The organism is Pantoea stewartii subsp. stewartii, from assembly GCF_008801695.1.
GTDB classification, from domain to species: domain Bacteria; phylum Pseudomonadota; class Gammaproteobacteria; order Enterobacterales; family Enterobacteriaceae; genus Pantoea; species Pantoea stewartii.
In genome coordinates this window covers 1-26,630 of sequence record NZ_VZPF01000046.1, presented here as the reverse complement: position 1 = coordinate 26,630, position 26,630 = coordinate 1, and the positions used below count along the sequence as shown (strand labels likewise).

General features: G+C 53.2%; 28 protein-coding genes and 2 pseudogenes. 15 read left to right on the top strand and 15 right to left on the bottom strand.

Going from position 1 to position 26,630, the window contains the following annotated elements:
- Positions 1 to 221: 221 nt before the first annotated feature.
- The 3 genes from F7Q90_RS14740 to F7Q90_RS14730 all read left to right on the top strand — a co-directional run bounded on the left by F7Q90_RS14740 (position 222) and on the right by F7Q90_RS14730 (position 4,689).
- On the top strand, positions 222 to 1,760 hold the full coding sequence (locus tag F7Q90_RS14740; protein ID WP_170317967.1) for a glucan biosynthesis protein G: 1,539 nt from the start codon (positions 222 to 224) through the stop codon (positions 1,758 to 1,760).
- On the top strand, positions 1,753 to 4,305 hold the full coding sequence (gene mdoH, locus F7Q90_RS14735; RefSeq protein WP_006118793.1) for a glucans biosynthesis glucosyltransferase MdoH: 2,553 nt from the start codon (positions 1,753 to 1,755) through the stop codon (positions 4,303 to 4,305). The genes F7Q90_RS14740 and mdoH overlap by 8 nt, the downstream gene beginning before the upstream one ends.
- 159 nt (positions 4,306 to 4,464) lie before the next feature.
- Entirely contained in the window at positions 4,465 to 4,689 is a 225-nt protein-coding gene (locus F7Q90_RS14730; RefSeq protein ID WP_044241856.1) for a YceK/YidQ family lipoprotein, read from the top strand.
- On the opposite strand, the gene F7Q90_RS14725 is transcribed toward F7Q90_RS14730, so the two are convergent.
- The 3 genes from F7Q90_RS14725 to F7Q90_RS14715 form a co-directional block, all read right to left on the bottom strand.
- On the bottom strand, positions 4,680 to 5,081 hold the full coding sequence (locus F7Q90_RS14725; protein WP_006118795.1) for a MysB family protein: 402 nt from the start codon (positions 5,079 to 5,081) through the stop codon (positions 4,680 to 4,682). The two genes, F7Q90_RS14730 and F7Q90_RS14725, sit on opposite strands and share 10 nt — an antisense overlap.
- A gap of 166 nt (positions 5,082 to 5,247) precedes the next feature.
- Complete coding sequence (locus tag F7Q90_RS14720; RefSeq protein ID WP_006118796.1) at positions 5,248 to 5,598, bottom strand: DUF3147 family protein; 351 nt, start codon at positions 5,596 to 5,598, stop codon at positions 5,248 to 5,250.
- Positions 5,599 to 5,768: 170 nt separating this feature from the next.
- Positions 5,769 to 6,692 (bottom strand): Kdo(2)-lipid IV(A) acyltransferase, encoded by a 924-nt coding sequence (locus tag F7Q90_RS14715; protein WP_006118797.1) that lies wholly within the window; start codon positions 6,690 to 6,692, stop codon positions 5,769 to 5,771.
- 260 nt (positions 6,693 to 6,952) lie between these two features.
- Here F7Q90_RS14715 and trhO point away from each other — a divergent pair, with 260 nt between their 5' ends.
- The gene (gene trhO / locus F7Q90_RS14710; protein ID WP_006118798.1) at positions 6,953 to 8,002 is read left to right on the top strand and encodes an oxygen-dependent tRNA uridine(34) hydroxylase TrhO; all 1,050 of its coding nucleotides are present in this window, start codon (positions 6,953 to 6,955) and stop codon (positions 8,000 to 8,002) included.
- Positions 8,003 to 8,041: 39 nt separating this feature from the next.
- Here trhO and F7Q90_RS14705 read toward each other — a convergent pair whose 3' ends face one another.
- The 8 genes from F7Q90_RS14705 to F7Q90_RS14670 all read right to left on the bottom strand — a co-directional run bounded on the left by F7Q90_RS14705 (position 8,042) and on the right by F7Q90_RS14670 (position 13,688).
- Positions 8,042 to 8,617 carry a YceI family protein gene (locus tag F7Q90_RS14705; RefSeq protein WP_006118799.1) on the bottom strand — a complete coding sequence of 192 codons (576 nt, stop codon included), beginning with the start codon at positions 8,615 to 8,617 and terminating at the stop codon, positions 8,042 to 8,044.
- 1 nt (position 8,618) lies between these two features.
- Positions 8,619 to 9,194: a cytochrome b gene (locus F7Q90_RS14700; RefSeq protein WP_006118800.1), complete on the bottom strand. Its 576-nt coding sequence runs from the start codon at positions 9,192 to 9,194 to the stop codon at positions 8,619 to 8,621.
- A gap of 291 nt (positions 9,195 to 9,485) precedes the next feature.
- Positions 9,486 to 10,604 carry an N-methyl-L-tryptophan oxidase gene (gene solA / locus F7Q90_RS14695; RefSeq protein WP_006118801.1) on the bottom strand — a complete coding sequence of 373 codons (1,119 nt, stop codon included), beginning with the start codon at positions 10,602 to 10,604 and terminating at the stop codon, positions 9,486 to 9,488.
- A 96-nt stretch (positions 10,605 to 10,700) separates the two neighbouring features.
- Complete coding sequence (gene bssS, locus F7Q90_RS14690; RefSeq protein ID WP_006118802.1) at positions 10,701 to 10,955, bottom strand: biofilm formation regulator BssS; 255 nt, start codon at positions 10,953 to 10,955, stop codon at positions 10,701 to 10,703.
- Between the two features lie 245 nt (positions 10,956 to 11,200).
- The gene (locus F7Q90_RS14685; protein ID WP_006118803.1) at positions 11,201 to 11,473 is read right to left on the bottom strand and encodes a hypothetical protein; all 273 of its coding nucleotides are present in this window, start codon (positions 11,471 to 11,473) and stop codon (positions 11,201 to 11,203) included.
- Positions 11,474 to 11,615: 142 nt separating this feature from the next.
- Positions 11,616 to 11,861, bottom strand: a complete 246-nt coding sequence (gene dinI / locus F7Q90_RS14680; RefSeq protein ID WP_006118805.1) for a DNA damage-inducible protein I — start codon at positions 11,859 to 11,861, stop codon at positions 11,616 to 11,618.
- 62 nt (positions 11,862 to 11,923) lie between these two features.
- Positions 11,924 to 12,967: a dihydroorotase gene (gene pyrC, locus F7Q90_RS14675; RefSeq protein WP_006118806.1), complete on the bottom strand. Its 1,044-nt coding sequence runs from the start codon at positions 12,965 to 12,967 to the stop codon at positions 11,924 to 11,926.
- A gap of 157 nt (positions 12,968 to 13,124) precedes the next feature.
- Entirely contained in the window at positions 13,125 to 13,688 is a 564-nt protein-coding gene (locus tag F7Q90_RS14670; protein WP_006118807.1) for a lipoprotein, read from the bottom strand.
- 408 nt (positions 13,689 to 14,096) lie between these two features.
- Between F7Q90_RS14670 and rimJ the strand changes: the two genes are divergently transcribed.
- The 5 genes from rimJ to F7Q90_RS14645 all read left to right on the top strand — a co-directional run bounded on the left by rimJ (position 14,097) and on the right by F7Q90_RS14645 (position 20,137).
- Positions 14,097 to 14,687: a ribosomal protein S5-alanine N-acetyltransferase gene (rimJ, locus tag F7Q90_RS14665; protein WP_006118808.1), complete on the top strand. Its 591-nt coding sequence runs from the start codon at positions 14,097 to 14,099 to the stop codon at positions 14,685 to 14,687.
- A 15-nt stretch (positions 14,688 to 14,702) separates the two neighbouring features.
- Positions 14,703 to 15,347 (top strand): YceH family protein, encoded by a 645-nt coding sequence (locus tag F7Q90_RS14660; RefSeq protein WP_006118809.1) that lies wholly within the window; start codon positions 14,703 to 14,705, stop codon positions 15,345 to 15,347.
- Positions 15,348 to 16,268 (top strand): Gfo/Idh/MocA family protein, encoded by a 921-nt coding sequence (locus tag F7Q90_RS14655; RefSeq protein WP_006118810.1) that lies wholly within the window; start codon positions 15,348 to 15,350, stop codon positions 16,266 to 16,268.
- A 121-nt stretch (positions 16,269 to 16,389) separates the two neighbouring features.
- A complete protein-coding gene (gene murJ, locus F7Q90_RS14650; protein WP_006118811.1) occupies positions 16,390 to 17,928 on the top strand; it encodes a murein biosynthesis integral membrane protein MurJ in 1,539 nt (512 codons plus the stop codon).
- A gap of 514 nt (positions 17,929 to 18,442) precedes the next feature.
- Positions 18,443 to 20,137 (top strand): methyl-accepting chemotaxis protein, encoded by a 1,695-nt coding sequence (locus F7Q90_RS14645; RefSeq protein ID WP_044241860.1) that lies wholly within the window; start codon positions 18,443 to 18,445, stop codon positions 20,135 to 20,137.
- A 275-nt stretch (positions 20,138 to 20,412) separates the two neighbouring features.
- Here the strand turns inward: F7Q90_RS14645 and F7Q90_RS14640 are convergent, their stop codons facing one another.
- The 3 genes and pseudogenes from F7Q90_RS14640 to flgA form a co-directional block, all read right to left on the bottom strand.
- Positions 20,413 to 20,844, bottom strand: coding sequence for a flagella synthesis protein FlgN (locus tag F7Q90_RS14640; protein ID WP_006118813.1), 432 nt, complete (start codon positions 20,842 to 20,844; stop codon positions 20,413 to 20,415).
- Between the two features lie 5 nt (positions 20,845 to 20,849).
- Entirely contained in the window at positions 20,850 to 21,152 is a 303-nt protein-coding gene (gene flgM, locus F7Q90_RS14635; protein WP_006118814.1) for a flagellar biosynthesis anti-sigma factor FlgM, read from the bottom strand.
- 102 nt (positions 21,153 to 21,254) lie between these two features.
- Positions 21,255 to 21,914 (bottom strand): annotated as a pseudogene (flgA, locus tag F7Q90_RS14630) (flagellar basal body P-ring formation chaperone FlgA).
- Between the two features lie 153 nt (positions 21,915 to 22,067).
- On the opposite strand from flgA, the gene flgB reads away from it, so the two are divergent.
- The 6 genes from flgB to flgG are packed head-to-tail and all read left to right on the top strand — an operon-like array spanning position 22,068 to position 26,425.
- Entirely contained in the window at positions 22,068 to 22,481 is a 414-nt protein-coding gene (gene flgB / locus F7Q90_RS14625; RefSeq protein WP_006118815.1) for a flagellar basal body rod protein FlgB, read from the top strand.
- Between the two features lie 2 nt (positions 22,482 to 22,483).
- Positions 22,484 to 22,888 (top strand): flagellar basal body rod protein FlgC, encoded by a 405-nt coding sequence (gene flgC, locus F7Q90_RS14620; RefSeq protein WP_006118816.1) that lies wholly within the window; start codon positions 22,484 to 22,486, stop codon positions 22,886 to 22,888.
- 12 nt (positions 22,889 to 22,900) lie between these two features.
- Positions 22,901 to 23,572, top strand: coding sequence for a flagellar hook assembly protein FlgD (gene flgD, locus F7Q90_RS14615; protein WP_006118817.1), 672 nt, complete (start codon positions 22,901 to 22,903; stop codon positions 23,570 to 23,572).
- 26 nt (positions 23,573 to 23,598) lie between these two features.
- A complete protein-coding gene (flgE, locus tag F7Q90_RS14610; RefSeq protein ID WP_006118818.1) occupies positions 23,599 to 24,846 on the top strand; it encodes a flagellar hook protein FlgE in 1,248 nt (415 codons plus the stop codon).
- A 20-nt stretch (positions 24,847 to 24,866) separates the two neighbouring features.
- Positions 24,867 to 25,625: a flagellar basal body rod protein FlgF gene (locus F7Q90_RS14605; RefSeq protein ID WP_151161023.1), complete on the top strand. Its 759-nt coding sequence runs from the start codon at positions 24,867 to 24,869 to the stop codon at positions 25,623 to 25,625.
- Positions 25,626 to 25,642: 17 nt separating this feature from the next.
- Entirely contained in the window at positions 25,643 to 26,425 is a 783-nt protein-coding gene (gene flgG / locus F7Q90_RS14600) for a flagellar basal-body rod protein FlgG (protein ID WP_006118820.1), read from the top strand.
- A gap of 56 nt (positions 26,426 to 26,481) precedes the next feature.
- Here the strand turns inward: flgG and F7Q90_RS14595 are convergent.
- Positions 26,482 to 26,630: pseudogene (locus F7Q90_RS14595) on the bottom strand (IS630 family transposase); the annotation flags it as partial.

Sequence of the window (26,630 nt, the reverse complement as noted above, 5' to 3'; positions counted from 1 at the left end):
AGGGAAATTCTAGCTGGAGATAACAGAGTATACTATCAGTTGAATCTCAGTTGAGCCCGTAACGTTTAATTGTCCTAAAATCACCTCGCGAGTAGATGATTATCGGGAACATTGTTGTGCATATGCTGTCGGAAAGCCGAATTATCCATTAAGATAAGCGGGTTTGTATTAAGCACACGAAAGGGGGGGATGTGCTGACTAATGTAAAAAATAATGTGGGGCTGACGAAAATGCGCTGGATTGGCGCAGCGGTCCTGCTGGCTTTGTATGCCAACAACAGTTGGGCGTTTAACTTTGATGATGTCGCGAAACAAGCGAAAGAGTTGTCCGGAAAAAGCTTTGAAGCGCCAAAAAGTAATTTACCCTCTCAGTTTCGTGACATGAAATTTGCTGATTATCAGCAGATTCAGTTCAACCACGATAAAGCGTATTGGGGCAAACTGCGTACGCCGTTTAAGCTCGAGTTTTACCATCAGGGCATGTACTTTGATTTGCCGGTGAAGATCAATGAAATCACCGCCAATACCGTACGTGAGATCAAATATAATCCTGACTATTTCAACTTTGGCAACGTGAAGCACGATGCTGATGCGGTTAAAAACCTTGGCTTTGCCGGTTTTAAAGTCCTGTATCCGTTGAACAGCAAGAATAAGAAAGATGACGAAATCGCCAGCTTCCTGGGGGCCAGTTATTTTCGTGTGATTGGTGCAGGCCAGGTTTATGGTCTGTCTGCCCGTGGTCTGGCGATCGATACCGCGCTGCCGTCAGGTGAAGAGTTCCCGCGTTTCAAAGAGTTCTGGATTGAACGTCCAAAACCCCAGGACAAGCAGTTAGTGATTTATGCGCTGCTGGATTCTCCACGTGCCACCGGTGCCTACCGTTTCACGATTCACCCAGGCCAGGAGACTACCGTCGATGTTAAGACGCAGGTCTATTTGCGTGACAAGGTCGGTAAACTGGGCATCGCGCCGTTAACCAGCATGTTCCTGTTTGGCCGCAATCAGCCATCGACGGTCTCGAATTTCCGCCCTGAACTGCATGATTCGGACGGTTTGTCGATCCACAGCGGCAATGGTGAATGGATCTGGCGTCCACTCAACAACCCGCGCCATCTGGCGGTCAGTACCTACACGATTGAAAATCCGAAAGGCTTCGGGCTGCTGCAGCGCGGACGTGATTTCAATAATTATCAGGATCTGGACGATCGTTACGATCTGCGCCCAAGCGGCTGGGTTGAGCCATTAGGCGAGTGGGGCAAAGGCCATGTTGAGCTGGTGGAAATCCCCACCGCTGACGAAACCAACGATAACATCGTGGCGTTCTGGACACCGGAAAATCTGCCGGAACCCGGCAAAGCCATGGACTTTGACTACCGTCTGAACTTTGGCCGTAATGAAAACAAGCTGCATTCAGATGATGTTGCCTGGGTCAAAGATACGCTGCGCTCGGCGGGCGACGTGAAGCAGTCAAACCTGGTTCGTCAGCCGGATGGCACCGTGGCCTTCACCATCGATTTCGTAGGGAAAGACATGAGTGAAATGCCGGCCGACAGCCAGGTTGCGCCTCAGGTCAGCGTAGGTAAAAACGGGGAAGTGGTGGAACAGAGCGTTCGCTACAATCCGGTTACCAAAGGCTGGCGCCTGGTTCTGCGTATCCGGGTTAAAGATAACAAGCAGGCGACTGAAATGCGTGCCGCGCTGGTAAGCGGTGACAAAACATTGACGGAAACCTGGAGCTATCAGTTACCTGCCAATGAATAATCTGACTTTTACACCTCAACGCTATGTAGAAGCCCTGCCGCTGGATGCGGCAGGAAAAGCGCGTCTGGCGGCGTCTTTACAGAATGCCCAGACGTTCCATCAACTGCACGAATCGCTGGGTCAGGATGTGGCCGCCAGCGATCGTTCTGACGATGCACCGCTGAAGTCCGTTTCATCACGTGTTGAAATGGCCTGGCCTGATTCCCTCGCGGGTGGTGCACAGCTAGGCAAAGACTATCTGGAACGTACCACCCTGAAAGCGATGCCAAAGGTGAAGCGTTCACTGATGTTTCCGGAAGCCTGGCGCACTAACCCGCTGGCACGTGCCTGGGACTCATTACGGGGTCATAAGGCGGTTCCGCGTTATGCCACGGCGGAAGAGCAGCGCGCAGAAGAAAAATGGCGCCATGTCGGTTCTGTTCGCCGCTATATCCTCCTGATTCTTACGGTGTTTCAAACCGTGGTGGCCACGTGGTACATGAAGACCATTCTGCCTTACCAGGGCTGGACGCTGCTGGATCCGATGGACATGATCAACCAGAACTGGCAGCAGTCTGTCATGCAGATTCTGCCTTATGTGTTGCAGACGGGAATTTTGTTCCTGTTTGCGATTCTGTTCTGCTGGGTGTCGGCGGGCTTCTGGACAGCACTCATGGGCTTTTTACAACTGCTGATCGGTCGGGATAAATACAGCATCTCTTACTCGACAGTCGGGGATGAAGCGCTGAATCCAGAGCACCGTACCGCGCTGATCATGCCCATCTGTAATGAAGATGTGGGCCGTGTGTTCGCAGGCTTGCGCGCCACCTGGGAATCCGTTGTGCGTACAGGCAACGCTGAGCACTTCGATGTCTATATCCTGAGTGACAGCTACGATGCCGATATCGCTATTGCTGAGCAAAAGGCCTGGATGGAGCTGGTGCGTGATGTCGGTGGGGCAGGAAAGATCTTCTACCGCCGTCGCCGTCGTCGTGTGAAGCGTAAGAGCGGCAACATTGACGACTTCTGCCGTCGCTGGGGCAGCAACTACAGCTACATGGTCGTACTGGATGCGGACAGCGTCATGAGCGGGGAATGTCTGACCGGTCTGGTGCGCATGATGGAAGCGAACCCGAATGCCGGGATCATTCAGTCGTCACCAAAAGCGTCCGGAATGGACACGCTGTATGCGCGCTGCCAGCAGTTTGCGACGCGTGTTTATGGGCCGTTGTTTACCGCGGGTCTGCATTTCTGGCAGTTAGGGGAATCGCATTACTGGGGCCATAACGCCATCATCCGTGTGAAACCGTTTATTGAGCACTGTGCGCTGGCACCGCTGCCCGGTGAAGGGTCTTTTGCGGGATCCATTTTGTCTCACGACTTTGTGGAAGCGGCACTGATGCGCCGTGCGGGTTGGGGCGTATGGATTGCCTATGATCTGCCTGGCTCGTACGAGGAATTGCCGCCGAATCTGCTGGATGAGCTTAAACGCGATCGCCGCTGGTGTCATGGTAACCTGATGAACTTCCGCCTGTTCCTCGTTAAAGGGATGCACCCGGTTCACCGTGCGGTCTTCCTGACGGGCGTGATGTCATACCTTTCAGCTCCGCTGTGGTTTATGTTCCTGGCGCTGTCCACCGCCCTACAGGTGGTCCACACGCTGATGGAACCGACCTACTTCCTGCAGCCTCGACAGCTGTTCCCGGTCTGGCCGCAATGGCGTCCTGAACTGGCGATTGCGCTGTTCTCCACCACGCTGGTGCTGCTGTTCCTGCCGAAGCTGCTGAGTGTGGTGCTGATCTGGTGTAAAGGCGCGAAACCTTACGGTGGTGCACTGCGTCTATTTGTGTCGCTGCTGCTGGAAATGCTGTTCTCGGTTCTGCTGGCACCGGTGCGCATGCTGTTCCACACCGTATTTGTGGTCAGCGCGTTCCTGGGCTGGGAAGTCGTCTGGAACTCACCGCAGCGTGATGATGATGCAACGCCCTGGAGCGAGGCCTTTAAACGTCATGGTTCGCAGATGGCATTGGGTATCGTATGGGCAGCCGGAATGGGCTGGCTGGATCTCAACTTCCTGTGGTGGCTGGCGCCTATTGTCTTCTCACTGATTCTGTCACCGTTTGTCTCGGTGATGTCGAGCCGTTCGGGGCTGGGCCTGAAGACCAAGAAGGCGAAGCTGTTCCTGATTCCGGAAGAGTATGATCCGCCAAAAGAGCTGATCGATACTGACCGTTACGTCGAGCTGAACCGCCAGCGCGTCCTGAAAAACGGCTTTATGCACGCGTTGTTTAACCCGGCGTTTAACGCACTGGCGACAGCGCTGGCGACCTCACGGCACAAGCACAGCCAGTTGTTAGATCATGCGCGCGATCGGCGGGTTGATCAGGCACTGAGCGATGCGCCCGAGAAGCTGGGTCGTGAACAACGTTTGCAGTTGATCAGCGATCCGGTGGTACTGGCGCGCGTTCACACCCGTTTGTGGGAAAGTGGCGAGAAATACCATCAGTGGGTAGAGAGTTATCAAAAACTTTCGCTCAATCCTGACGCGCTTCCGCATCAGGCATAATGAAAAAAGCGGCAGAGATGCCGCTTTTTTTTTGCCCCTGGCCCGAGACAGACAGCAACATTATTTTGCAGTTTTACGTAAACAGGATGGTAACGCCACCTGAGTCGTGATTAAAATGACGGCTGTCTAACCTGAGTCGCTATTGTGAATAAACTCGTTATGTTAACGCTGCTGTCCCTCGCTATCGTTACGCTGAGCGGCTGTGGCAGTATTATCAGCCGTACCGTGCCCGGACAGGGACACGGTAACCAGTTTTATCCCGGCGTAAAGTGGGACGTCAGAGAGGGGGCATGGCGGATTATCACCATTCTCGACCTGCCGTTATCACTGATCGTCGATACGTTGCTTATTCCGGTCGACGCCAGCCATGGACCTTACACGTAACCGCGATCGGAATCGCTGTTATCGTCTTCCCACTCTTCGGCGGCAGCCTTACCTTCTCCACTGTCCAGTGGAGGCTCAAGCTGAAATTCGCCATCGTCCCATTCATGCAGCGTGTTTTCCGCTAACCACTCCTGACGCAACTCAATCTCATCGAAGTCACCGTCAAAAATTGCCTGAGCGGCTTCACCACTGCGAATCGGTAAACATTCGCCTGAATCCCCTTCGTCTTCGAAGAACTCTGCCTGCCACATGATATCGCCATCCTGCATAACATATTTTTGCAGACCGAACTGATTGATAGCTGCATCATCTTGCTCAAGGTCTGGATGGTTGGCGAGAAACTCTTCACGCGCAGCGTCAATCGCTTCTTCCAGTGTAGTGAACATACTCATGCTTCTCTCCTTGCCTGATTAACGTGATTTCAGTGAAGGATAGACCAAAATCGCAGGAGAGAAAGTCAGTGCGTCAGAGGACGAATATGTCTGGCGGTTCGGCAGGCAAAATGATGTGATGAAATCAGGCGGTACATCCTGCTGGCTTGTCTCGCGGAGAAGGTCATCACAGCAGTTCGATGCCCCAGCGTTTCAGCAGAACGGCCCAGAGAACGAATACGATAAGCGTCAGGACGCAGCTCAGTCCCAGGGTAAGCCAGAAGCCTGTACGCTGATACAGAAAAGGAAACAGGATAAACATGGGCAAGGTCGGCACCACATACCAGAAGGTGTACCAGGCGTGGGCGGCAATTTTGGTCTGCGTTTGTCCTTCCAGTTTCATCCAGACAAGCACCAGAATCGTGACCAGTGGCAGCGCCGCAAGCAGGCCGCCAAGACGATCGCTGCGTTTTGCCGCTTCCGAGATCACCACCACCATCAGAGCCGTTATTGCATATTTTGAAAGCAGCCAGAGCATCGTTTTCTCCTGTTCAACCGCAACGCGTCACCCAGCTTAACATGAAGGGCATGCCTGACGGTGGAATGGGGGCAGGGCGAGGTCGCACCGCCACGTCGGGCGCAGAACAAACGGTTTATCACCCCGTAAGGGAAAAGCGCTGCCCGCATCGGTGTCGGGCAGCGGTGAGCTTAATAGCGCGAAGGTTCGCCTTCAGGGCGGGTTTTAAAGCGGCGATGCAGCCACATGTACTGCTCAGGCGCCAGCAGTACGCCTTCTTCCACCACTTTATTCATGCGCGCGGCGGTGTCTTCTTCGCTGGTCAACGGAAAATCAGCGCTGACATCAGGCAAAATGATCAACTCGTAACCGCGTCCTTCCGGCAGACGGCGCGGCACAAACGGGATAACCGCCGGTTTTCCGGTACGCATTAACATATGTGTCCCTACGGTGGTGGCGGCTTTGTCGACGCCAAAGAAGGGCACGAACACGCTGCTGCGGGGACCATAATCATGATCGGGCGCATACCAGATGATATCCCCACGTTTTAAGGCCCGGATCATGCCTTTCAGGTCCTTACGGTCCAGCATGCCTTTATTGGAGCGCATACGACCGCGGGTTTGTAACCAGTCGATTAATTTATTGTCATTCGGCCGGTAAACGCCAATACCGGGATTATGAATGCCAAACATACGCGCGCCAATTTCCAGCGTCAGGAAATGCATACCGATAAGTAACACGCCGCGCTGGGTATCATGGGCCTGCTGAATATGTTCCAGACCGGAAGGTGTGTGCCATTTATGAATCCGCCAGTCGGGCCAGAACCACGCCATGCCGGTTTCAATCAGACCCATGCCCACAGATTCAAAATTATGCTTAATCATGGCTTCACGATCGTTGGTCGGCATATCCGGAAAGCTCAGCTCCAGGTTGCGGCGAGCAATGGCCACACGTCGCTTCATAAACCGCATAGCGATACGGCCAATACCGCTACCCAGCGCGTAGAGCAGGGGATAAGGTAACAGGACCAAAATATAAAGAAAAATGATACCCAACCAGGTCAACCAATAGCGGGGATGAAAAAGTGCACGTGAAAATTGAGGCAATTGGGTCATCTTGAATACTGTTATCCTGCGTCGTGCACCTGCGGTGCTGTTATTCGTCAGTTGCGGTTATTGTGCCATTTTTTCCCCCGCGGCTGAAATGTTAGAGCATTTCTCCGGGTGTTGCAGAAGATGAAAATGAGGGCACAACACCATCGCGCAACGAAATTTACCGTTTTACCTATCAATTTTTCTTATACGCTTCGCATTTTTTTCATTTCAGGTATCATGTGCGCGCTAAATTTCTTCTATTGATAACAGGAACGAACACCATGCCAGTGTTACACAACCTTGTTTCCAATAAAGAGCTGAAGGCGCGCATGTTGGCCGAAACCGAACCGCGCACCACAGTCTCTTTTTACAAGTACTTCACCATTGCCGATCCCAAAGCCTTTCGCGATGCGCTCTATGTCGGGTTAACCGCATTAAAGGTGTTTGGTCGCATCTACGTTGCCCATGAGGGCATCAATGCGCAGATCAGCGTGCCAGCCAGCCAGTACGAGGCTATGAAAGCCTTTTTGTACGGCTTTGATCCCGCGCTGGACAATCTGCGCATGAATATTGCGCTGGATGATGATGGCAAGTCGTTTTGGGTGCTGCGCCTGAAAGTGCGCGATCGTATTGTGGCTGACGGGATTGAGGATGACACCTTTGATGCCAGTAATGTCGGCAACTACCTGAAAGCGGCCGAAGTTAACGCCATGATCGACGATCCTGATGCGGTCTTTGTCGATATGCGCAATCATTATGAGTATGAAGTCGGGCGTTTCGATAACGCATTAGAGGTGCCTGCCGACACTTTCCGCGATCAGCTGCCCATGGCCGTGGATATGCTCAAAGACAAGAAAGACAAAAAAATCGTGATGTACTGCACCGGAGGGATTCGCTGTGAAAAAGCCAGCGCCTGGATGCGACACAACGGTTTTCAGGATGTTTATCATGTCGAGGGTGGGATTATTGAATATGCACGTCGGGCGCGGGAACAAAATTTACCGGTGCGTTTTAAAGGTAAAAACTTTGTTTTTGATGAACGCATGGGCGAGCGTATATCGGATGATGTTCTGGCGCATTGTCATCAGTGTGGTGAGCCCTGCGATACGCACGTCAACTGCGTCAATGATGGTTGTCACTTACTGTTTATACAGTGCGAAAGTTGTGCCGAGAAGTATGAGCACTGCTGTAGCCCGTTGTGCCAGGAAGAAGCCCGTCTGTCGCCTGAAGAACAGCGTGCCCGTCGGGCGGGACGTGAGAATGGTAATAAAATCTTTAACAAGTCGCGTGGCTTGCTGAATATGACCATTCCGGCACCGACGCGGAAATAACCGACCCCGCCTGAAGGCCGACTTCAGGCGGGTGTTTTGTTACTGACGGACGCCTTCAACAGAGATAATTAACTCGACGTTCTGCGAGGCAGGGCCCAGGTCATGGGTGATATTAAAGTCTTTCAGCGCAATCTCGCCTTCAGCTTCAAAACCGGCACGATAACCGCCCCACGGATCTTTTCCTTCGCCCATCATTTTGGCTTCCAGCGTCACCGGTTTTGTCACGCCATTCAGCGTTAAATCCCCGGTGACCGCCAGTTTGTCACCGTCTTTTTTCACGGAAGTCGATTTGAACGTCGCGGTGGGATGTTTCGCCACGTTCAGAAATTCAGGGCCACGAATATGTTTGTCACGCTCGGCGTGGTTGGTATCCACGCTGTTGGTTTTAATCGTGACATCGACTTTATCGGCGGTGGGATTGTCTGCATCGAAGGTAAATGAGCCATCAAAATCTTTAAACGTCCCATACAGCCAGCTGTAGCCCAGATGCTGAATACGGAACTGAACAAAGGCGTGCTGGCCTTCTTTATCGATTTTGTAATCGGCGGCATTAGCGGTCAGTGATCCCAGCAGCAGGCCAGTAGCGGTAACAGCCAGAAGCGTTTTTTTGAACATATCATTTTTCCTTTTCAGAGGGAGAGTGGATGCGCCGTCCCAGCATCCTTTTCAGGGTGATATCGCGGTCAATAAAGTGATGTTTTAACGCGGCAAGACCGTGCAACACCGACAGCACCACGATGCTCCACGCCAGCCACAGATGAATATTTCCTGCTAAATCCGCCTGTTCACCCGCGCCACTGAATGATGCCGGTAACGAGAACCAACCGAAAACAGACACGGGTTTGCCATCCGCAGTCGAGATCAGATAGCCACTTAACAGAAGGGCAATAAGCAGGCTGTAAAGCAGCCAGTGCACGAACACTGCCGCGAAGCGCACCGCAGGAGAATAGCTACGCAACGGTTCAGGGGGCGGCGAAAGCACACGCCATACCAGTCGGATGACCAGCGCCAGCATTAATAACACGCCGATGCTTTTATGAATGTCAGGCGCGTTATGGTACCAGCTGTCGTAATAACTCAGGCCAACCATCCACAGGCCCAGCGCGAACATGGCGTAAATAACCACGGCCATTGACCAGTGCAGAAAAATCGTGAGTAAACCGTAACGGGTGGAGGAATTTGTCAGCGACATTGTGCTACAGCACCAAAGGAATACGTGGAAACAAGAATCTACAGAATGAAACACAAAATCAATGATGCTTACTTTTCTATAAATTTATTGTTGCTGGTGCAATGGGTTTGGTGAACCGATTTGACTAAGCGCAGGATTATTGAATAAACGCCCTTGTCTGGCGGCGGCATGATGTGACTGAGGGAGAAAACATCTCTGAAACACCTGGATGGCAGAAGAAAAAGCGGTAAAACGGGCTGGCGTGTAAATCTGTGTCAATGCGGCGCGGTGCACTGCACGCGCGCCGTACGGTCAGGCGTGAAAACGCGATAAACGGAAAGGGGTAAGATCGAAACTGAACGGTTTATTCTGTGCAAACTGACTGGCGAGTTCACCCAACACGCTGGCAAATTTAAAGCCATGTCCGCTTAAACCGGTGATGATCAGACGATTCGGTTCGCCCGGCAGTGTATCAATGATGAAATCCTCATCAGGACTCACGTCATAGCTACAGGCTTCACCGTGCAGGCAAACCCCAACGCCCGGTAAAAACTGACGGAGAAACCGGAAGGCTTCACTGCCATCGGCGGAAAGGCTGCCGAACGGCTTGCGGTCTTCAGGTGTTGTCATTAGCTGACCACCATCATGACGACCGACTTTTAAAGCATTGTTGTCCGCCGGGAAACCATAATACTGACTGCCATCCGGCATTTCGCAGGTGAAGCCAGGAAACGCATTGTTTTCACTGTAGCGGCCATCAGCCTGATACCAGGCAAACACTTTACGCGTAGGGGCGATGGGCAAATCGGGGACCAGTTTACTCACCCAGGTGCCCGTACTGACCAACAGTTTGCGCCCGCGGTAAAGGCCATCGAGCGTGGTAACCTGTTGCAATTCGCCGTCACGCCGGATCTGAGTAACCGGGCAGTTAAACAACTGCGCGCAGCCCTGTTTTTCTGCCAGCTGTATCCAGCTTCGAACCGCCTGTTCACTTTTTAAAAAGCCAGAGTTTGGTTCGAAAACGCCCAGATATCCGTCAGGAACCGCCAGCTGTGGCCAGCGCTTGCGCACGTCAGCCGCCTGCAGCACCTCGACAGGGAGCTGCCAGGTTTGGGCGCTGCTTACGACGTTTTGAATAAATTCAGACTGGACAGGCGCAAGATTCAGGACACCGCAACGATGCATAATGCGCTCGCCCGCCTGCTGTTCCAGTTCATCCCACAACGTTTGCGCACGCAATACTAGTGGTACATAGCGTTCGCCCTCGCCATAGGCATGACGAATCAAACGGCTTTCTCCGTGATGAGCACCCTGATGATGGGGAGGATGTGCGCTGTCAATCATCAGCACGGAAAGGCCAGCCTGGGTCGCATAATAGCCAGCCGCTGCACCCACTGAACCGCTACCGACCACAATGAGATCGTAAATCATGAAAATGGAACTCCTGAAAGGGTTACATAATCAATAGCATACCAGAAAGTCCATGAAAAAAGGCACCCGGGTGGGTGCCTCGCTGATGCAGCAGTATTAATGCTTCTTTCGTAGTCGTTCTACTTGCTCGGCAGATTCAATCTTAGCGATACCCGCTTCGAGAATAGAGATAAATTGCCTGGCTACATCTGTCGTCAGCCAGTAGGTCGGGCCGACGTCCGCGTCTTCTTCAGTTTGATCCTGCGACGAAAGGGAGTGCAGACGGATCATCATCGCATCATAGCTGTCAACAGTACTGATATCCCAGCCCACCAGAGGATGGGTCTGAATTACATCTTTCCGACTGTCCATTATAACCTCCTTATTACTCGTTAAACGAAGTGCATGATGAGGTTCAATGCGGCTTTTAATTTCCACTGCGAAACAATTATAACAGCAAAATGGCGATTCACTGATTAAAACGTATCATGGAAAGCCTGAATGCAGAATGATTATCTCTAAAACAGTCAGGCTGAGAAGGTATAATACCTGAATACCGGGCGTGCAATTGTCCTAATTGAACAATAAAAAAGGCTTATTAAGGTCGTTAAACAGGGTTAAAGAGGGGAAGTTTCAACGCCTGCTGAACCGCTACGTTTTTGTAATGTCTCTGCAAGGCGCGCAAACTGCTGCTGCAATTGCTCATCATGGTTTTGATTTTGCGCTTCAAGCGAAAGATTATGCACCAGCAACTGACTGGCCCGGTCATCAAGACAGAAAATCAGGCTGGAAAAGGCGTTTTCCAGCACCGTCAAGCGGCGTTGCTGTTCACCGATGAGCGTCAGCAGCTCGCCAAAGGTCATGGCTTCTTCGGGTTTATCTGTAGTCATGGGATGAAACTCCTTTTATGCATGATCAGCGCCAGCATAGGGCATTGGTCATTCGGAGTCCAGATGGGCGAGCGGTTAGTCAGGCATAAATGAAGATAAAAAAACCGGGTGGCGAAACCCGGTAAAAACAGCACAGTGGCGGTTAATCGGTAATGAACCAGTCGTCAGCGCTTTCCCACGTTTGCTGCAGGATTTCACTGATTTGCTCACGCGTGTCTTTGTCACCGCCCATTACGCTCAGCTGATTCGCCGTGGCGTAACGCACTTTGACCTGATTGGTGAATTGCGGAAATTGTTCATCGATCCGGCGCGACAGCTCCTGGCTCAGGGCTTCCATCGCACCAGCGGGAAGAGGTTGGGTTTTGGCAACGGTAATTTCAACACGCATAAAAGCCTCCGTATAAGATACTGTATATAATTACAGTATAAATATGGCGGAGGCAAGCGAAATTATTTTATACGCCAGTTGAGGGTTTCCCCGGCAAGGAAAGGCACCAGCGTATGAGAGCCCATTGCAATGCTTTCTTCTACCGTCCATGGCTCACGCACCAGCGTAAGGGTGCCTTCGTTCAGCGGCAGGCCATAGAAACGCGGACCATTTTCAGAACAAAATGCCTCAAAATGCTGCAGGGCATTGAGCTCTTCAAATACGGTGGCGTACGCGGGCAGGGAGGTAGGGGCGTTGAACACACCCGCACAGCCGCAGCTGCTCTCTTTCAGATGGCGCAAATGAGGCGCGGTGTCGGTACCCAGAAAGAAACGGGGATGACCGGAGGCGACAATCCTGCGCAGCGCCTGCTGATGCGTATTGCGTTTCAGGATCGGCAGACAGTACAGGTGAGGGCGGATACCCCCGACCAGCATATGGTTGCGGTTGAACATCAGATGCTGCGGCGTAATCGTTGCCGCCAGGTTTTCATTGGCGCTTTCCACATAGTCAGCTGCATCTTTGGTCGTGATGTGTTCCATCACCACTTTCAGCGCGGGGAACTGTTTGCGTAGCGGTTCCATCACCGTTTCAATAAAGCGGGCTTCGCGGTCAAAAATATCGATGTGCGAGTCCGTCACTTCACCGTGCACCAGCAGCGGCATTCCCAGCGTTTGCATCCGCTCCAGCACTGAGGCAATCGAAGCAATATTGGTGACACCATGGCTTGAATTGGTCGTGGCATGAGCGGGATACAGTTTGGCTGCCGTGAACAATCCCGACTGAAAACCGCGGGCCAGCTCATCGGCCTCTAACGAGTCGGTCAGGTAGCAGGTCATCAGGGGGGTAAAAGCGTGCCCATCAGGTAAGGCAGCCAGAATGCGATTGCGATAAGCTTCGCCCGCCGCGACGCTGACTACCGGCGGAACCAGATTGGGCATGACGATAGCACGACCATTGACTGCGCTGGTATAGGGCAGCACAGTGTTGAGCATATCATCATCACGAAGATGGATATGCCAGTCATCTGGACGGCGGATAGTAAGTTGCTGAGGGTGTGCGGTCATGAATGCGGCTCCGGCAAGTAGAATAAACGAAAGGCGTGTTTAGGCCGGGTTATAAGCATAAGGACTCAGGCAACCGTTTGCACCTGTTTTTCTTTTTTAAAAAAAATCCGCGCCTGAAGGCGCGGATAAGATGACGGTAAAGCTGCCTGTCAGGCGGTTAGTCGGTGAAGGGGATGACCAGTTCACCAGGCTTCACTTCCAGCCCTTTCGCGAATTTTTTCGCCAGCGATTCCGCTTTACTGCGATCGGCGCTCAGCACGTAGGCCGGGTGCTGATCAAAGTAGCTTTTTAACGACTGATTCAGATAAGGCGTCAGGGTTTTCATAATAGAGGCCATTTTCTCGGGCTGAACCTGCGCATCGACGATTTCCATATCGCGCAAATATATGGCTCCTTGCTGCTGATCAAACACTGGCTGCGCACGCATTTTGAGCTGCATATCGGCCTGTTGCGGACCAAAGAGTGAGGAGACATTAATTTTGGCATCGCCCGATAAGGTGACTTTGCCTGGCACGTCCCGACCAATCTGGCTATTCAGGTTAGTTAACACAATATGGGCATTGACCAGACCTGATACGCCAATGTCTTTTTCGAAGTTATTATGTTTTTGCAGGGCCTGATTGACTTCCTGTTCGCTAATTGTGTATTGCGTTAACTGATTACAGCCACTCAGTAAAACCGCTAAAAACAGGGCAACCAGCCCGTGAAAAACCGTCTTCATACTTCCCTCGTTTAACTGAAAAACTCGCTCGTGGCATAGCCTGCCTGAATGCAAACCGTCTGTCATCAGGAATGGGATGATATGGATTTGCCGAAAATGCCTTCCGGAAGAAAGTGTCCCGATCTGCCGCTGTTAAAACGGGCGGCTTGCGGCACCTACGACTTCTTACGCGGCGGGGCAGTGGCACCGCACAGGGTTAAGAAACCGATGTGGTTACCGAACCAGTTTTCTGGATCGGAGATATGAACAGATCTTTTGACGCGTCTGCGCTGCACGGTGGGCCGGACGATAATTCAGCGACCTGGCTGTTGTGGTATGCGTAACGTTTTACCGCAGACCTGGCGGCGGTTATAGTGAAAGTTATCAATGACTGGCATTTCCTTCCCGCCATGGACTTCAGGAGAGATGATGTTTGGCTATCGTTCTGCCGCACCAAGGGTGCGACTCACGACCGAGCGGCTGGTGGTAAGACTGGTTCATGAACGCGATGCATGGCGTTTAGCCGACTATTACGCGGAAAACCGTGACTTCCTTAAACCCTGGGAACCGGTGCGTGATGACAGCCACTGTTATCCCTCTGGCTGGCAAGCCCGGCTGGGCCTGATCGCTGATATGCATAAACAGGGCTCGGCGTTCTATTTTATTTTAATGGACAGCAATGAAACGGAAGTGCGTGGCGTGGCGAATTTTAGCAACGTCCTGTGCGGTGCCTTTCATGCCTGCTATCTTGGCTATTCGCTTGGCGAGAAGTGGCAAGGGCAGGGCCTGATGTTTGAAGCGCTGCAGTCGGCGATTCGCTATATGCAGCGCCAGCAATATATCCACCGCATCATGGCAAACTACATGCCACATAACCAGCGCAGTGGTGACCTGCTGGCCCGCCTGGGATTCGAAAAAGAGGGCTATGCTAAAAACTACCTGATGATTAACGGTCAGTGGCAGGATCATGTCCTGACTGCGCTGACCAGCAAGGAATGGACACCCAATCGTCGTGGGTAAAATGAGGAGTTCGCAATGAAGATGACCTTGTCGGCGCATGCGTTGCGCGTGCTGGGTTGCTTGCTGGAAAAGCAAATCACCACACCGGAACAGTATCCTCTTTCATTAAATGGCGTGCTTACCGCCTGTAATCAAAAATCTAATCGCGAGCCCGTGATGACGCTGAGCGAAAGCGACGTGCAGGATCAGCTCGATCTCCTGATTAAAAAGCATCTGGTGACCGCCAACAGCGGGTTCGGCCAGCGCGTGGTGAAATACGAGCAACGCTTCTGCAATTCCGCCTTCGGTAATTTACAGCTCAGTAGCGCAGAAGTTGCCGTTCTCACATTGCTGTTCCTGCGTGGCGCGCAAACCCCTGGTGAACTGCGGACCCGGAGTGGGCGTTTGCATGAGTTTGCCGACGTCAGCGACGTTGAACAGACGCTTGACACGTTGATGTCGCGCGCTGAGGGGCCCATGGTCATGCGACTGGCGCGGGAGCCGGGTAAACGTGAAAGCCGTTTTATGCACATGTTTGCTGATGAGGTCGAACTCGGGGCGCTGGAGCAACACCCAGCCACGGCGGACGATGTCGCGCTGCGGGATCGGATTGAGGCGCTTGAGCAACAGGTTGCCGATCTTCAGGAACAACTGGCGCAATTACTGGAAAGAGAACAATAAATGACGATTCGCATTGGTGTTGTTGGGTTAGGCGGTATTGCGCAAAAGGCCTGGTTGCCTGTGTTATCGCAGGCAAATAACTGGCAGTTAGTCGGCGCATTTTCGCCGAATCAGGCCAACGCCCGCATCGTCTGTGACCGCTACCGTATCACCTGCTTCCCTTCACTGACCGCTCTGGCTGCCGCCTGTGACGCCGTATTTGTGCACAGCAGTACGGCCAGCCATTACGACGTGGTCAAAGCACTGCTTCAGGCTGGCAAGGATGTCTGTGTCGACAAACCGCTGGCAGAAACCCTGAATCAGGCAGAGGCGCTGGTCGCGCTGGCCGAAAAGAAACAACGAAAGCTAATGGTGGCGTTTAACCGGCGTTTCGCGCCCTGCTATCAGCAACTGAAAACACAAATGCACTCCGCCGCTGCGCTGCGTATCGAAAAACACCGCAGCGACAGCGTGGGTCCACAGGATCTGCGCTTTACACTGTTAGATGATTACCTGCATGTCGTTGATACGGCTCTGTGGCTGGCAGGAGGCCGTGCGCTGCCCCGTCAGGGCCATATTGCGACCAATGAACAGGGACAGATGCTTTACGCCGAGCACCATTTTAATGCGGGTGGATTGCAGGTAACCACCAGTATGCACCGTCGGGCAGGCAGCCAGCGCGAACGTATCAGCGCCATCTGTGATGGCAAGTGCATTGATATTCATGACATGCGCGACTGGCAGGAAGAGTGCGGTGCAGGCGTAGTGCTCACGCCACCTGCCGCCTGGCAGAGCCACCTGGCTCAGCGCGGATTTGTGGGCGTGGCAGAACATTTTGTTCACTGCATCGAAAATCAGACAAAGCCGGAAACGAGTGGTGAGCAGGCGCTCCTAGCGCAACGTATCGTCGAATCCATGTGGCGTGACGCGGAACGGGAATAACGCCTTGTAACACTCAGTGCTGGTCATTTCACGCGATCGCAGTAGACTATCGCCCGACGTGTGACAGGATCCGTGCTAAGTCACTCATTTTGCCGATTCTTTTCAGGATGCCCCGTCAATTATGAATTTGTTGAAATCGCTGGCAGCGGTCAGTTCAATGACCCTGTTTTCCCGCGTGCTGGGTTTTGCCCGGGATGCCATTGTGGCACGGGTGTTTGGTGCCGGCATGGCGACCGATGCGTTCTTTGTTGCGTTTAAACTACCCAATCTTCTGCGGCGTATTTTTGCTGAAGGGGCCTTCTCGCAGGCATTTGTTCCTATTCTGGCCGAGTATAAAAGTAAGCAGGGCGAAGAGGCTACGCGGCTTTTCGTGTCCTACGTTTCCGGTCTGCTGACCCTGGCGCTGGCGCTCGTGACCGTCGCAGGCATGGTTGCCGCCCCCTGGGTCATCCTGGTGACGGCACCGGGTTTCGCCGATACAGCCGATAAATTTGCCCTGACCAGCGCGCTGCTGCGCGTCACTTTCCCCTACATTCTCCTGATTTCGCTGGCTTCGCTGGCTGGGGCCATATTAAACACCTGGAACCGTTTTTCGGTGCCGGCGTTTGCCCCCACGCTGCTGAATATCAGCATGATCGGCTTTGCGCTGTTCGCCGCACCGCACTTCCATCCGCCCATCATGGCGCTGGCGTGGGCGGTGGTGGTCGGCGGACTGCTGCAACTGGGCTATCAGTTACCGCATCTGAAAAAGCTGGGCATGCTGGTCCTGCCGCGGATCAACCTGCGTGATGCTGGCGTGTGGCGCGTGATGCGCCAGATGGGGCCGGCAATTCTTGGGGTTTCAGTGAGTCAGATCTCACTGATCATCAATACAATTTTTGCCTCGTTCCTGGTTTCGGGCTCTGTCTCATGGATGTATTACGCTGACCGCCTGATGGAGTTTCCGTCCGGCGTGTTAGGCGTGGCGCTGGGCACGATTTTATTGCCTTCTCTGGCAAAAAGTTTCGCCAGTGGCCACCATGAAGAGTACTCGCGCTTAATGGACTGGGGCCTGCGTTTGTGCTTTTTACTGGCGTTGCCCAGTGCGGTGGCGCTGGGTATGTTGTCCGGTCCGCTGACTGTCGCGCTGTTCCAGTACGGAAAATTTACTGCCTTTGATGCCGCTATGACACAGCGTGCGCTGATTGCCTACTCGGTGGGATTGATGGGACTGATCGTCGTTAAAGTCCTGGCGCCGGGCTTTTATTCCCGTCAGGACATTAAAACGCCGGTAAAAATTGCGATTATTACGCTGATCGCGACCCAGCTAATGAATCTGGCCTTTATTGGCCCGCTGAAGCACGCCGGACTGTCACTCTCCATTGGTCTGGGTGCCTGCCTCAATGCTGGGTTGCTCTACTGGCAATTGCGTAAAAAGAAAATCTTTCAACCTCAGCCTGGCTGGGCCGGTTTTCTGATTCGCTTACTGGTGGCGGTAATCGTTATGGCGGCCGCGCTGTCAGGCATGCTGTACTGGATGCCGGACTGGGAGCAGGGCAACATGCTATGGCGCCTGTTGCGGCTGGCTCTTGTCTGTGCGGTAGGCGGCGGCGCTTATTTCCTGGCCCTGGGCATGATGGGCTTCCGACTGCGGGATTATGCCCGCCGTACCGCCGTCTGACCATAAAACCCTCCAACGGTTAATGCCGTAATCCAGGCCGTAATGGATAACATTACGGCCTTTTTGTCATAAACCTGCGCAGTGCAGGCCGGACTAACAAGGGATTCTGTGCCAGACCGGTCATTTCATCACGCCCGGCGATGCCACGAACCTCTGTCATCCCTTTTGCTGGCCTGTTTACTGGGGAACAGCTATCGCAGCAGACCTGTAGGCATCTTCAGGTGAATAATCCGTTCAGCGGGTTGCCAAAGAGACGATACCCAATAATGGATGGGGGCACGCCGTTACTGACTCATCAGGCGCAAGACGTTAATACGGCGCGTCGAAAAGCCTGTTTACAGCGTATCGTCATAAAAAATTCATGTTTTTTTCATTGCTATTTAGCGTCTGACATCGCTTCGGGCGGTAAGTCCATAATGTTGTAAGAAACTGATTCAAAAGTCCGTTTTGGCGTAAATCCTGTCCTCTTCCTGCCGATGAGTACCTTTAGTCCATCATTGAGAGGAAGATCAAAATGCATACCCGCGCTCATGAAAACGCGATGCCAGGTTTCTGGTACAACCTCAATCTTATTCCCTTATTCAGCCTGATTTTTGGCGGAATCTTATTTCTGTTCGTGTGCAGTAGCACGATATCCGCCTGGTTTCTGACGCAGGGGCAACATTCCCTTGACGTGTCAACGGATGAAATTTCGGTAAGGCAGGGATTACTCGACAGCTCAACGCATATGCGCTCTGCCAGGCTCAATATTATTCAGGCCGGCGCAGCGGCACGTATTGCCGACACGGATAACTACGCCGCTTTCCTCAGCGCCACAGAGGGCAGCATTAAAAAGGCAGAAAATGGGCTGAATATTTACCTTAACCGTCCGGTCAGGACGCCAGTCGGCATCGAACTCGATAAACAATTGCAGGCGCGATTTAAGGATTACCTGCAAAAAGGGTTGATGCCGATGGTTGAGGCAGCCAAACAGAACAGTTTTGAAGAGATCATTGCGGATGAAACGGTGGCTGACAAACTCGACAAAGCGTATAAAGACGTGTTGATGAAAGCCATTCAGATGCGCAATCAGCGCTCGATGGACATTAAACAGCAGGCGGTTGAACAGGTTAAAACAGGCTATACCACGATGTTAGTGGCCTTTATCGCATCCGTAGTGATTGTGCTACTGGCTTTTGCTCTGCTGAGAAAAGTGGTAATTAAGCCTTTAAGACAGTCACTTCACCGTATCGATCTGATTGCCCACGGCGATTTGACCGTACCACCCTCGGCCTGCGGTCGTAACGAGCCGGGTATGTTACTGTCGAACCTGCAACGTATGCAGTCATCGCTTGCCCAAACTGTCGGCGCTGTCCGCGATGGGGCCATTGCTATCTTTCAGAGCGCGGGGGAAATTGCCTCCGGCAACACCGATCTCTCCTCCCGAACGGAACAGCAGGCCGCGTCGCTGGAGCAGACGGCTGCCAGTATGGAACAACTGACCGCGACGGTGAAACAGAATGCCGACAATGCGCATCACGCCTGCCAGCTGGCGTCCGATGCGTCCGAAAAAGCCCAGTCGGGTGGAGAGATTGTTAATCGCGTCGTCAAAACCATGGACGATATCTCCGGCAGTTCGAAGAAGATCGCTGAAATTACCAGCGTCATTAACAGCATCGCCTTTCAGATGAATATTCTGGCATTGAATGCCGCGGTCGAAGCCGCGCGGGCAGGGGAGCAGGGGCGCGGATTTGCGGTGGTCGCCAGCGAAGTGCGCAGCCTTGCTCAGCGCAGCGCGCAGGCTGCAAAAGAAATCGAAGGGCTTATCGCCACTTCTGTCGGACTGGTTAACAACGGCACGGAACTGGTCAGCGATGCCGGTACCACCATGATGAAAACGGTAGACGCATTCCAGCGTGTGAATGACATCATTTCTGAAATTGCCGTCTCTTCAGACGAGCAGAACCGAGGCATTCAGCAGGTCAGCCACGCGATTACAGAAATGGATGCAGTAACCCAGCAAAATGCGTCACTGGTTGAAGAGGCTTCAGCCGCTGCGGCCTCCCTTGAGGACCAGGCGGATAAACTGACGAAAGCCGTGGCCGTCTTTAAACTTGAACGAGCCCCGTTAACACCGTCTGACGCCCCCACTGTAGTCGTTGCTCCCGCCGTTCCTGCTTTTGCAGCAGCGGCACCGAAGAAAGGTCATGACAACTGGGAAGCGTTTTAAGACGAATGCCTGCCAGATCGTGGCAGGCTAAATCGGCGTCCGCTTCTTATCAGAACAGGCAGTATGCGCAGGGATGCGCTGGAGCAGAGACGTTATCCGGGATGCCGGAGGTGCAGGATGTATAGCGCGTTGGACACTGCATCTGTTGGGCGAAGGGAACAGATATTCTGCATAACAGAGCCGCCGCCCTGTGACGACAGCATGAAAAAATCCGTCATCCACGCGTGATGACGGATTCTTCAAAAATGGACAGCGTGATCAGCAGACTGACGTTATCAGATTTTACGGCTCAGCGTCGCCTGGCCCTGACCTTTTCCATCCGGTCCGTAGAACGCTTGCGTCTGATGCGGCTTAAGCACGTCTAACGCATCATGCGTGAAGGTAATCTGGTGCTGTAACAGGATGCCGTTGTGCGTGTTGGCACGGTGTAACCGGCGTGTATGCTGCTGAATACCTTCCCAGCGGCGCGCCATGTCACTCTGACCACGATAAGGTGCAGATGTCCCCAGACTTTTCTCGTTGCTACGGCGCATCTCATCCAGATAGTTCAGCGTCGTCAGCAGCGCGCTTTTATCTTCGGTAATGCGCTGCAAATTGTTGCTGTCAATCATTCCGGACGACAACTGTTGTTCTTCTTCATCCAGAACGGTCGCCAGAGACACCAGCACTTCCTGCATCTTATCTAATGTGGTCAGCAAATTACTCATGGGGATTATTTACCCTCTAAATACGCCTTAGTGTCGGCAATCAGCGCATCGGCGATCTTGCCGGTATCCATCTTCAACTCGCCATTACGAATAGCGGTTTTCAATTGTTCAACGCGTTGGACGTTAATGTCCTGGCTGCCTGGCTTCATCAGCTGCGCCTGGGCGCTGCTCAGGCTCACCTGAGCGGCGGCTGGCGTGGTCGCTGTTGCGCTGTCACTCTGGCGCACACGCGCAGTTTGCGGCTCGCTGCTGTCACGTGTTTGCACGGTGCTGGCGGGCTTTAACGGTTGTGTTCTTTCGATGCTCATATTCGGGCTCCTGTAAGGTCAGGGGGTCTGCCACCTGAATCATAATAGCGTAATCGCTTTGCTGATTCTTCTATCGGCAAATAAACAGGCTTCTTTAATGTTTTATAGTGTTATAAGAATTTTCCCATCATCACTGACCCGACCGCTCACAACCTGACCGTTCCCCATACGTACACGAACCCATTGCGCAATAGTGCCATTGCTTAAGGCTTTCCCCTCGCCGCTGGCATCAAATCCGTCGCCACTGGCAACCACCATGACATCCTGACCTGCTTTTACACGCCACGGCTGGCGCAGCATCGACTGACTCACCGGCTGTCCCGGCTGAATGTCACGCAGCACCACAGAATCGGCAACGGTCTCATCGTTAAGCAGGGTGCGTGGCGGCAGCGTATCCAGACGTCCCTCTTAGATACGGAAGTCGTCTTTGCTCACGGTTGCGCCGCGGGCGATTAAATTTTTCGCCACCAGATAACGGCCAGTGACCTGAACCTGGACCTGAATATAACGTCGATTTTCTCCGCAGTTGGCTGCCACGCTCATATTGCCCCACGGGCGGCTGTTGTCGGGCAGCGTAAATTGCGGCGTATCACATAAGGGCCACTGTGCCTGTGGCGTGCGAATGACGACGTTCATGCCCGTGGCATGCTCAGGATCACGGGCTTTAAAAAACTGGTTCAGTTGGGCGCTGAAATCGCCTGCCATAACGGGTAAGGCAAACAGGGCCAGCAGGCTGGCTAACAGGGCTGGATATCCACGCATGTGCTTTTCCTCACTGATGATGGCAATGAGTGTACGCGTTTGAAAAAAAACTCAAGAGTTAAAATAGCGACGATTTGAGGCGTTATTCAGACGATGGCTCTTGCTTTTTCCCAATTATGCTGCCAGCTCGAAATTCTCATTTGCGGAGGAAGCATGCTCGACAAACTCGATGCGGCGCTACATTTCGGTACCGAAGCCCTCAACCTGCGAGCTCAACGTCAGGAGATTCTGGCATCCAACATTGCCAACGCCGACACCCCAGGCTATCAGGCCAGGGATATCGACTTTGCCAGCGAGCTGAATCGGGCAATGGCGAATGGACGTGCTGAAGGCAGTAGCCTGGCGCTCAAAGTTACCTCGTCGCGTCACATCGAAGCGCAGACGAACACGGCACCGTCGATGGATTTGCTGTATCGCATTCCGGATCAGCCATCTGCGGACGGTAACACCGTCGATATGGACCGCGAACGTACTCAGTTCGCGGATAACAGCCTGAAATATCAAACCGATCTCACACTTATCAGTAGCCAAATCAAAGGCATGATGAGCGTGTTACAAGGGCAATAATCATGGCATTGCTGAATATTTTTGACATTGCCGGCTCAGCGATGACCGCGCAATCACAGCGATTAAACGTCAGTGCCAGTAACCTGGCAAACGCCGACAGCGTGACCGGCCCGGACGGGCAGCCTTATGTGGCAAAGCAGGTCGTTTTTCAGACCGATGCTGCGCCGGGTGCGGCCACCGGTGGCGTAAAAGTGGCGCAGGTCGTTGATGATCCTACGCCCGCGAAACTGGTGTATGACCCGGGTAACCCGATGGCGGATGCCAAAGGCTACGTGAAGATGCCTAACGTGGATGTGGTAGCGGAAACGGTCAACACCATGTCGGCATCACGCAGCTACCAGGCGAACGTCGAGGTGCTGAATACCGTGAAGTCGATGATGATGAAAACGCTGACCCTGGGTCAGTAACGGAGAAAAATAATGACTATCGCGGTAGGCGTTAATGAAAAGCTGGACCCCACGGTCCTTAGCTCATCCAGCACCGGCACAAGTAACAGCGCCCAGGATCTGCAAAACCAGTTCCTGACCATGCTGGTGACGCAGCTGCAAAACCAGGATCCCACCAATCCGATGGATAACAGTCAGTTGACAACACAGCTGGCACAGATCAACACCCTGAGCGGTATTGAAAAACTGAACACCACACTGGGATCGATTTCGGGTCAGATCAGCACCAGCCAGTCACTGCAAAGTTCGACGCTGATTGGTCATGGCGTGATGGTGAATGGTTCACAGATTCTGGTCGGTAAAGGCACGACAACGCCGTTTGGCGTGGAGCTGACTAACGCAGCCACCACCGCCACGGCGACGATTACCGATGCACAGGGCAATGTGGTCAGCACCCAGGACCTGGGCGCACTGACCGCCGGCGTTCACACGTTCTCGTGGGACGGCAAATTACCGGATGGCAGCGTCGCGCCAGATGGAAAATACAAAGTTGCGATTGCTGCCAGTAACAGCAGCGGTCAACAGGTGGCTCAGCCACTTAACTATGCCTACGTCAATGGCGTAAGCACAGCGGGTAATACCGCAAAACTGGATCTCGGCACCATGGGCTCCGCCACCCTTGACGACGTACGTCAGATTCTCTGATTCACCTGTAGACAGGAGAGATTTAAATGTCATTTTCACAAGCGGTCAGCGGTCTCGGCGCTGCCTCAAGTAACCTGGACGTTATCGGTAACAACATCGCTAACTCCGCCACAGCGGGCTTTAAGTCCAGCACCATCGCGTTTGCCGACATGTTTGCCGGTTCAAACGTGGGTCTGGGGACTAAAGTCGCTGCCGTGATCCAGAACTTCAACGATGGTGCAACGACAACGACCAGTCGAGGACTGGATGTAGCGCTGAGCGGTAACGGCTTTTTCCGTTTGACTGACTCGGCGGGCGCCGTGTTTTATTCACGTAACGGGCAGTTCAAACTGGACGAAAACCGTAACCTGGTCAATGCCCAGGGCCTGAACGTTACAGGTTATCCTGCGTCAGGGGTTCCTCCGACCATTCAGGCAGGTGCTAACGCCGTGTCGCTGTCTATTCCTACGACACAAATGGCTGCCAGAGCGACCACGACCAGTAATTTAGTCGCAAACCTGAATTCAACGTCACCGATTCTGGATGACACCAAATTCAACGTTTCTGATGAGACCACACGTAGCGCGAAGAGCACAATTTCGATGTTCGACACGCAGGGTAACAGCCATAACGTCGACCTGTACTACGTCAAAACAGCTAACAATACCTGGAACGTCCATGCTGTGGATTCGACTGTAGGCTCTGCAGTAGGTAATTACCAGATGTCGTTCGACGCTAACGGCAAGTTGACCAGCGTTTCCCAAATTACTGCAGCGGGTGCCATCGTTCCGGGAACGACAACTGACAGTACTGCAACGTTGCCACTCACTGGCGCAAACGGTGCTAACGGCACGACGGTTGCACTGAATTTCGTCGGTAGCCAGCAGCAAAATACCGGTGCATCAACTTTTGGTAGCCCAACTCAAAACGGCTATGCGCCGGGCGATCTGACCAGCTATGCCATCAACAATGACGGCACCATCACTGGCGCTTATTCCAACGGACAAACTCAGCTTCTGGGACAAATCGTTCTGTCCAGCTTTGCTAACCCTGAAGGTCTGCAGTCAAAAGGTGACAACGTTTGGTCGGCAACCAGCGCGTCCGGACAACCCGCTATCGGCGTAGCTAATACCGGCACCTTCGGTTCACTGACCGCAGGCGCACTGGAAGCTTCGAACGTCGATATGAGTAAAGAGCTGGTCAATATGATCGTCGCGCAACGCAACTACCAGGCGAACGCGCAGACCATCAAAACGCAGGATCAGATCCTTAACACTCTGGTCAACTTACGTTAATTCGCTAACGGGATTGCTCTATGGATCACGCGATATATACCGCGATGGGCGCGGCCAGTCAGACACTGGATCAGCAGGCGGTTACCGCCAGCAACCTCGCCAACGCCTCAACGCCCGGTTTCCGGGCGCAGCTGAACGCGTTGCGTGCTGTACCGGTCACTGGTTGGTCACTGCCCACGCGCACGTTGGTCACGGCGTCCACGCCGGGTGCCGACATGAGTCAGGGGGCCATGGATTACACCCAGCGCCCACTGGACGTGGCAATGCAGCAGGATGGCTGGCTGGCTGTACGCACCGCCGACGGCAGCGAAGCCTATACCTGCAACGGCAACATGCAAATTCGTTCGGACGGTACGCTGACGGTGCAGGGCAATCCCGTAATGGGCGAAGGTGGTCCGATTGTGATCCCTCAAGGTTCTGAGATCACCATCGCGGCTGATGGCTCTATTACCGGGCTGAACGCTGGCGACTCACCTAATGCGACTGTACAACTGGGCCGTCTGAAGCTCGTCCAGGCAACCGGTAAAGAGTTAGAGCGTGGGGACGATGGCATGTTCCGTCCCACCGCCGCGACGCAGGCGACACGTGGCGCAGCCCTGCAGGCCGATCCGACTATGCAGGTCATGCCGGGTGTGCTTGAGGGCAGTAACGTGAAGCCGGTGGAAACGATGGTCGATATGATCGCCAATGCCCGCCGTTTCGAGATGCAGATGAAGGTCATTAACAACGTTGACCAAAACGAACAGAAAGCCAACCAGTTGCTCAGCATCGGCAGCTAAGGCGCGAGGATAAATACATGATTCGTTCTTTATGGATCGCCAAAACCGGTCTTGATGCACAGCAGATGAACATGGACGTGATCGCCAACAACCTGGCCAACGTCAGTACTAACGGGTTTAAGCGCTCACGTGCCGTGTTTGAAGATCTGATGTACCAGACCATGCGTCAGCCGGGCACGCAGTCATCTGAGCAGACGACGCTGCCGTCAGGTTTGCAAATCGGTACTGGTGTACGTCCGGTGACGACCGAGCGTTTGCATACGCAGGGCAACCTGTCGCAAACCAACAACTCAAAAGATATCGCCATTAACGGCCAGGGTTTTTTCCAAATCCAGATGCCAGATGGAACTTCTGCGTATACACGTGATGGTTCATTTCAGGTTGACCAGAACGGCCAACTGGTGACCAACGCGGGTTTCCCTGTGCAGCCTGGTATTACCATTCCAGCCAACGCCACAAGTATCACCGTGTCGCGTGATGGTGTGGTGAGCGTAACCCAGCAGGGGCAGACGCAGGCCGCCCAGGTCGGACAGTTAACGCTGAGCACCTTCATGAACAATGCGGGTCTCGATAGCGTGGGTGAAAACCTCTACAAGGAAACGCAGGCATCGGGTGCGCCGACGGACAGTACGCCTGGGCAGAACGGTGCCGGTTTGCTGTATCAGGGTTATACCGAAACCTCTAACGTAAACGTCGCGGAAGAACTGGTTACGATGATCCAGACGCAGCGTGCTTACGAAATTAACAGCAAAGCGATCAGCACCTCCGATCAAATGCTGGCGAAGTTGACACAGCTGTAACACGAACAGGGCCAGCTAAGGCTGGCCTGAAGACTAAATAACTGATCCTAATACCGCTACACTTTAGCCAGCCCATGTTTTCCCCCGGGGAATGGGCTGACGGTATTCATAAAGTGATGGACCTTTTTCAACAGTTGCCACATTGAACTGCACTGGTGATTTCGGGTTATTGTCTCATGAAGCGCCTGCCACAACCGTTCGACAT

What these genes read in the sequence shown, in the direction of transcription:
- flgE (WP_006118818.1), top strand. Translation starts at nt 23,599, where the DNA reads ATGTCATTTTCACAAGCGGTCAGCGGTCTCGGCGCTGCCTCAAGTAAC.
- F7Q90_RS14720 (WP_006118796.1), bottom strand. Translation starts at nt 5,598, where the DNA reads ATGCTCTGGCTGCTTTCAAAATATGCAATAACGGCTCTGATGGTGGTG.
- F7Q90_RS14725 (WP_006118795.1), bottom strand. Translation starts at nt 5,081, where the DNA reads ATGAGTATGTTCACTACACTGGAAGAAGCGATTGACGCTGCGCGTGAA.
- F7Q90_RS14700 (WP_006118800.1), bottom strand. Translation starts at nt 9,194, where the DNA reads ATGTCGCTGACAAATTCCTCCACCCGTTACGGTTTACTCACGATTTTT.
- F7Q90_RS14605 (WP_151161023.1), top strand. Translation starts at nt 24,867, where the DNA reads ATGGATCACGCGATATATACCGCGATGGGCGCGGCCAGTCAGACACTG.
- flgC (WP_006118816.1), top strand. Translation starts at nt 22,484, where the DNA reads ATGGCATTGCTGAATATTTTTGACATTGCCGGCTCAGCGATGACCGCG.
- F7Q90_RS14670 (WP_006118807.1), bottom strand. Translation starts at nt 13,688, where the DNA reads ATGAAGACGGTTTTTCACGGGCTGGTTGCCCTGTTTTTAGCGGTTTTA.
- F7Q90_RS14660 (WP_006118809.1), top strand. Translation starts at nt 14,703, where the DNA reads ATGAAGATGACCTTGTCGGCGCATGCGTTGCGCGTGCTGGGTTGCTTG.
- flgD (WP_006118817.1), top strand. Translation starts at nt 22,901, where the DNA reads ATGACTATCGCGGTAGGCGTTAATGAAAAGCTGGACCCCACGGTCCTT.
- solA (WP_006118801.1), bottom strand. Translation starts at nt 10,604, where the DNA reads ATGATTTACGATCTCATTGTGGTCGGTAGCGGTTCAGTGGGTGCAGCG.
- F7Q90_RS14705 (WP_006118799.1), bottom strand. Translation starts at nt 8,617, where the DNA reads ATGTTCAAAAAAACGCTTCTGGCTGTTACCGCTACTGGCCTGCTGCTG.
- bssS (WP_006118802.1), bottom strand. Translation starts at nt 10,955, where the DNA reads ATGGACAGTCGGAAAGATGTAATTCAGACCCATCCTCTGGTGGGCTGG.
- mdoH (WP_006118793.1), top strand. Translation starts at nt 1,753, where the DNA reads ATGAATAATCTGACTTTTACACCTCAACGCTATGTAGAAGCCCTGCCG.
- F7Q90_RS14685 (WP_006118803.1), bottom strand. Translation starts at nt 11,473, where the DNA reads ATGACTACAGATAAACCCGAAGAAGCCATGACCTTTGGCGAGCTGCTG.
- murJ (WP_006118811.1), top strand. Translation starts at nt 16,390, where the DNA reads ATGAATTTGTTGAAATCGCTGGCAGCGGTCAGTTCAATGACCCTGTTT.
- pyrC (WP_006118806.1), bottom strand. Translation starts at nt 12,967, where the DNA reads ATGACCGCACACCCTCAGCAACTTACTATCCGCCGTCCAGATGACTGG.
- F7Q90_RS14655 (WP_006118810.1), top strand. Translation starts at nt 15,348, where the DNA reads ATGACGATTCGCATTGGTGTTGTTGGGTTAGGCGGTATTGCGCAAAAG.
- flgB (WP_006118815.1), top strand. Translation starts at nt 22,068, where the DNA reads ATGCTCGACAAACTCGATGCGGCGCTACATTTCGGTACCGAAGCCCTC.
- F7Q90_RS14640 (WP_006118813.1), bottom strand. Translation starts at nt 20,844, where the DNA reads ATGAGTAATTTGCTGACCACATTAGATAAGATGCAGGAAGTGCTGGTG.
- F7Q90_RS14730 (WP_044241856.1), top strand. Translation starts at nt 4,465, where the DNA reads ATGTTAACGCTGCTGTCCCTCGCTATCGTTACGCTGAGCGGCTGTGGC.
- rimJ (WP_006118808.1), top strand. Translation starts at nt 14,097, where the DNA reads ATGTTTGGCTATCGTTCTGCCGCACCAAGGGTGCGACTCACGACCGAG.
- F7Q90_RS14715 (WP_006118797.1), bottom strand. Translation starts at nt 6,692, where the DNA reads ATGACCCAATTGCCTCAATTTTCACGTGCACTTTTTCATCCCCGCTAT.
- trhO (WP_006118798.1), top strand. Translation starts at nt 6,953, where the DNA reads ATGCCAGTGTTACACAACCTTGTTTCCAATAAAGAGCTGAAGGCGCGC.
- flgM (WP_006118814.1), bottom strand. Translation starts at nt 21,152, where the DNA reads ATGAGCATCGAAAGAACACAACCGTTAAAGCCCGCCAGCACCGTGCAA.
- flgG (WP_006118820.1), top strand. Translation starts at nt 25,643, where the DNA reads ATGATTCGTTCTTTATGGATCGCCAAAACCGGTCTTGATGCACAGCAG.
- dinI (WP_006118805.1), bottom strand. Translation starts at nt 11,861, where the DNA reads ATGCGTGTTGAAATTACCGTTGCCAAAACCCAACCTCTTCCCGCTGGT.
- F7Q90_RS14645 (WP_044241860.1), top strand. Translation starts at nt 18,443, where the DNA reads ATGCATACCCGCGCTCATGAAAACGCGATGCCAGGTTTCTGGTACAAC.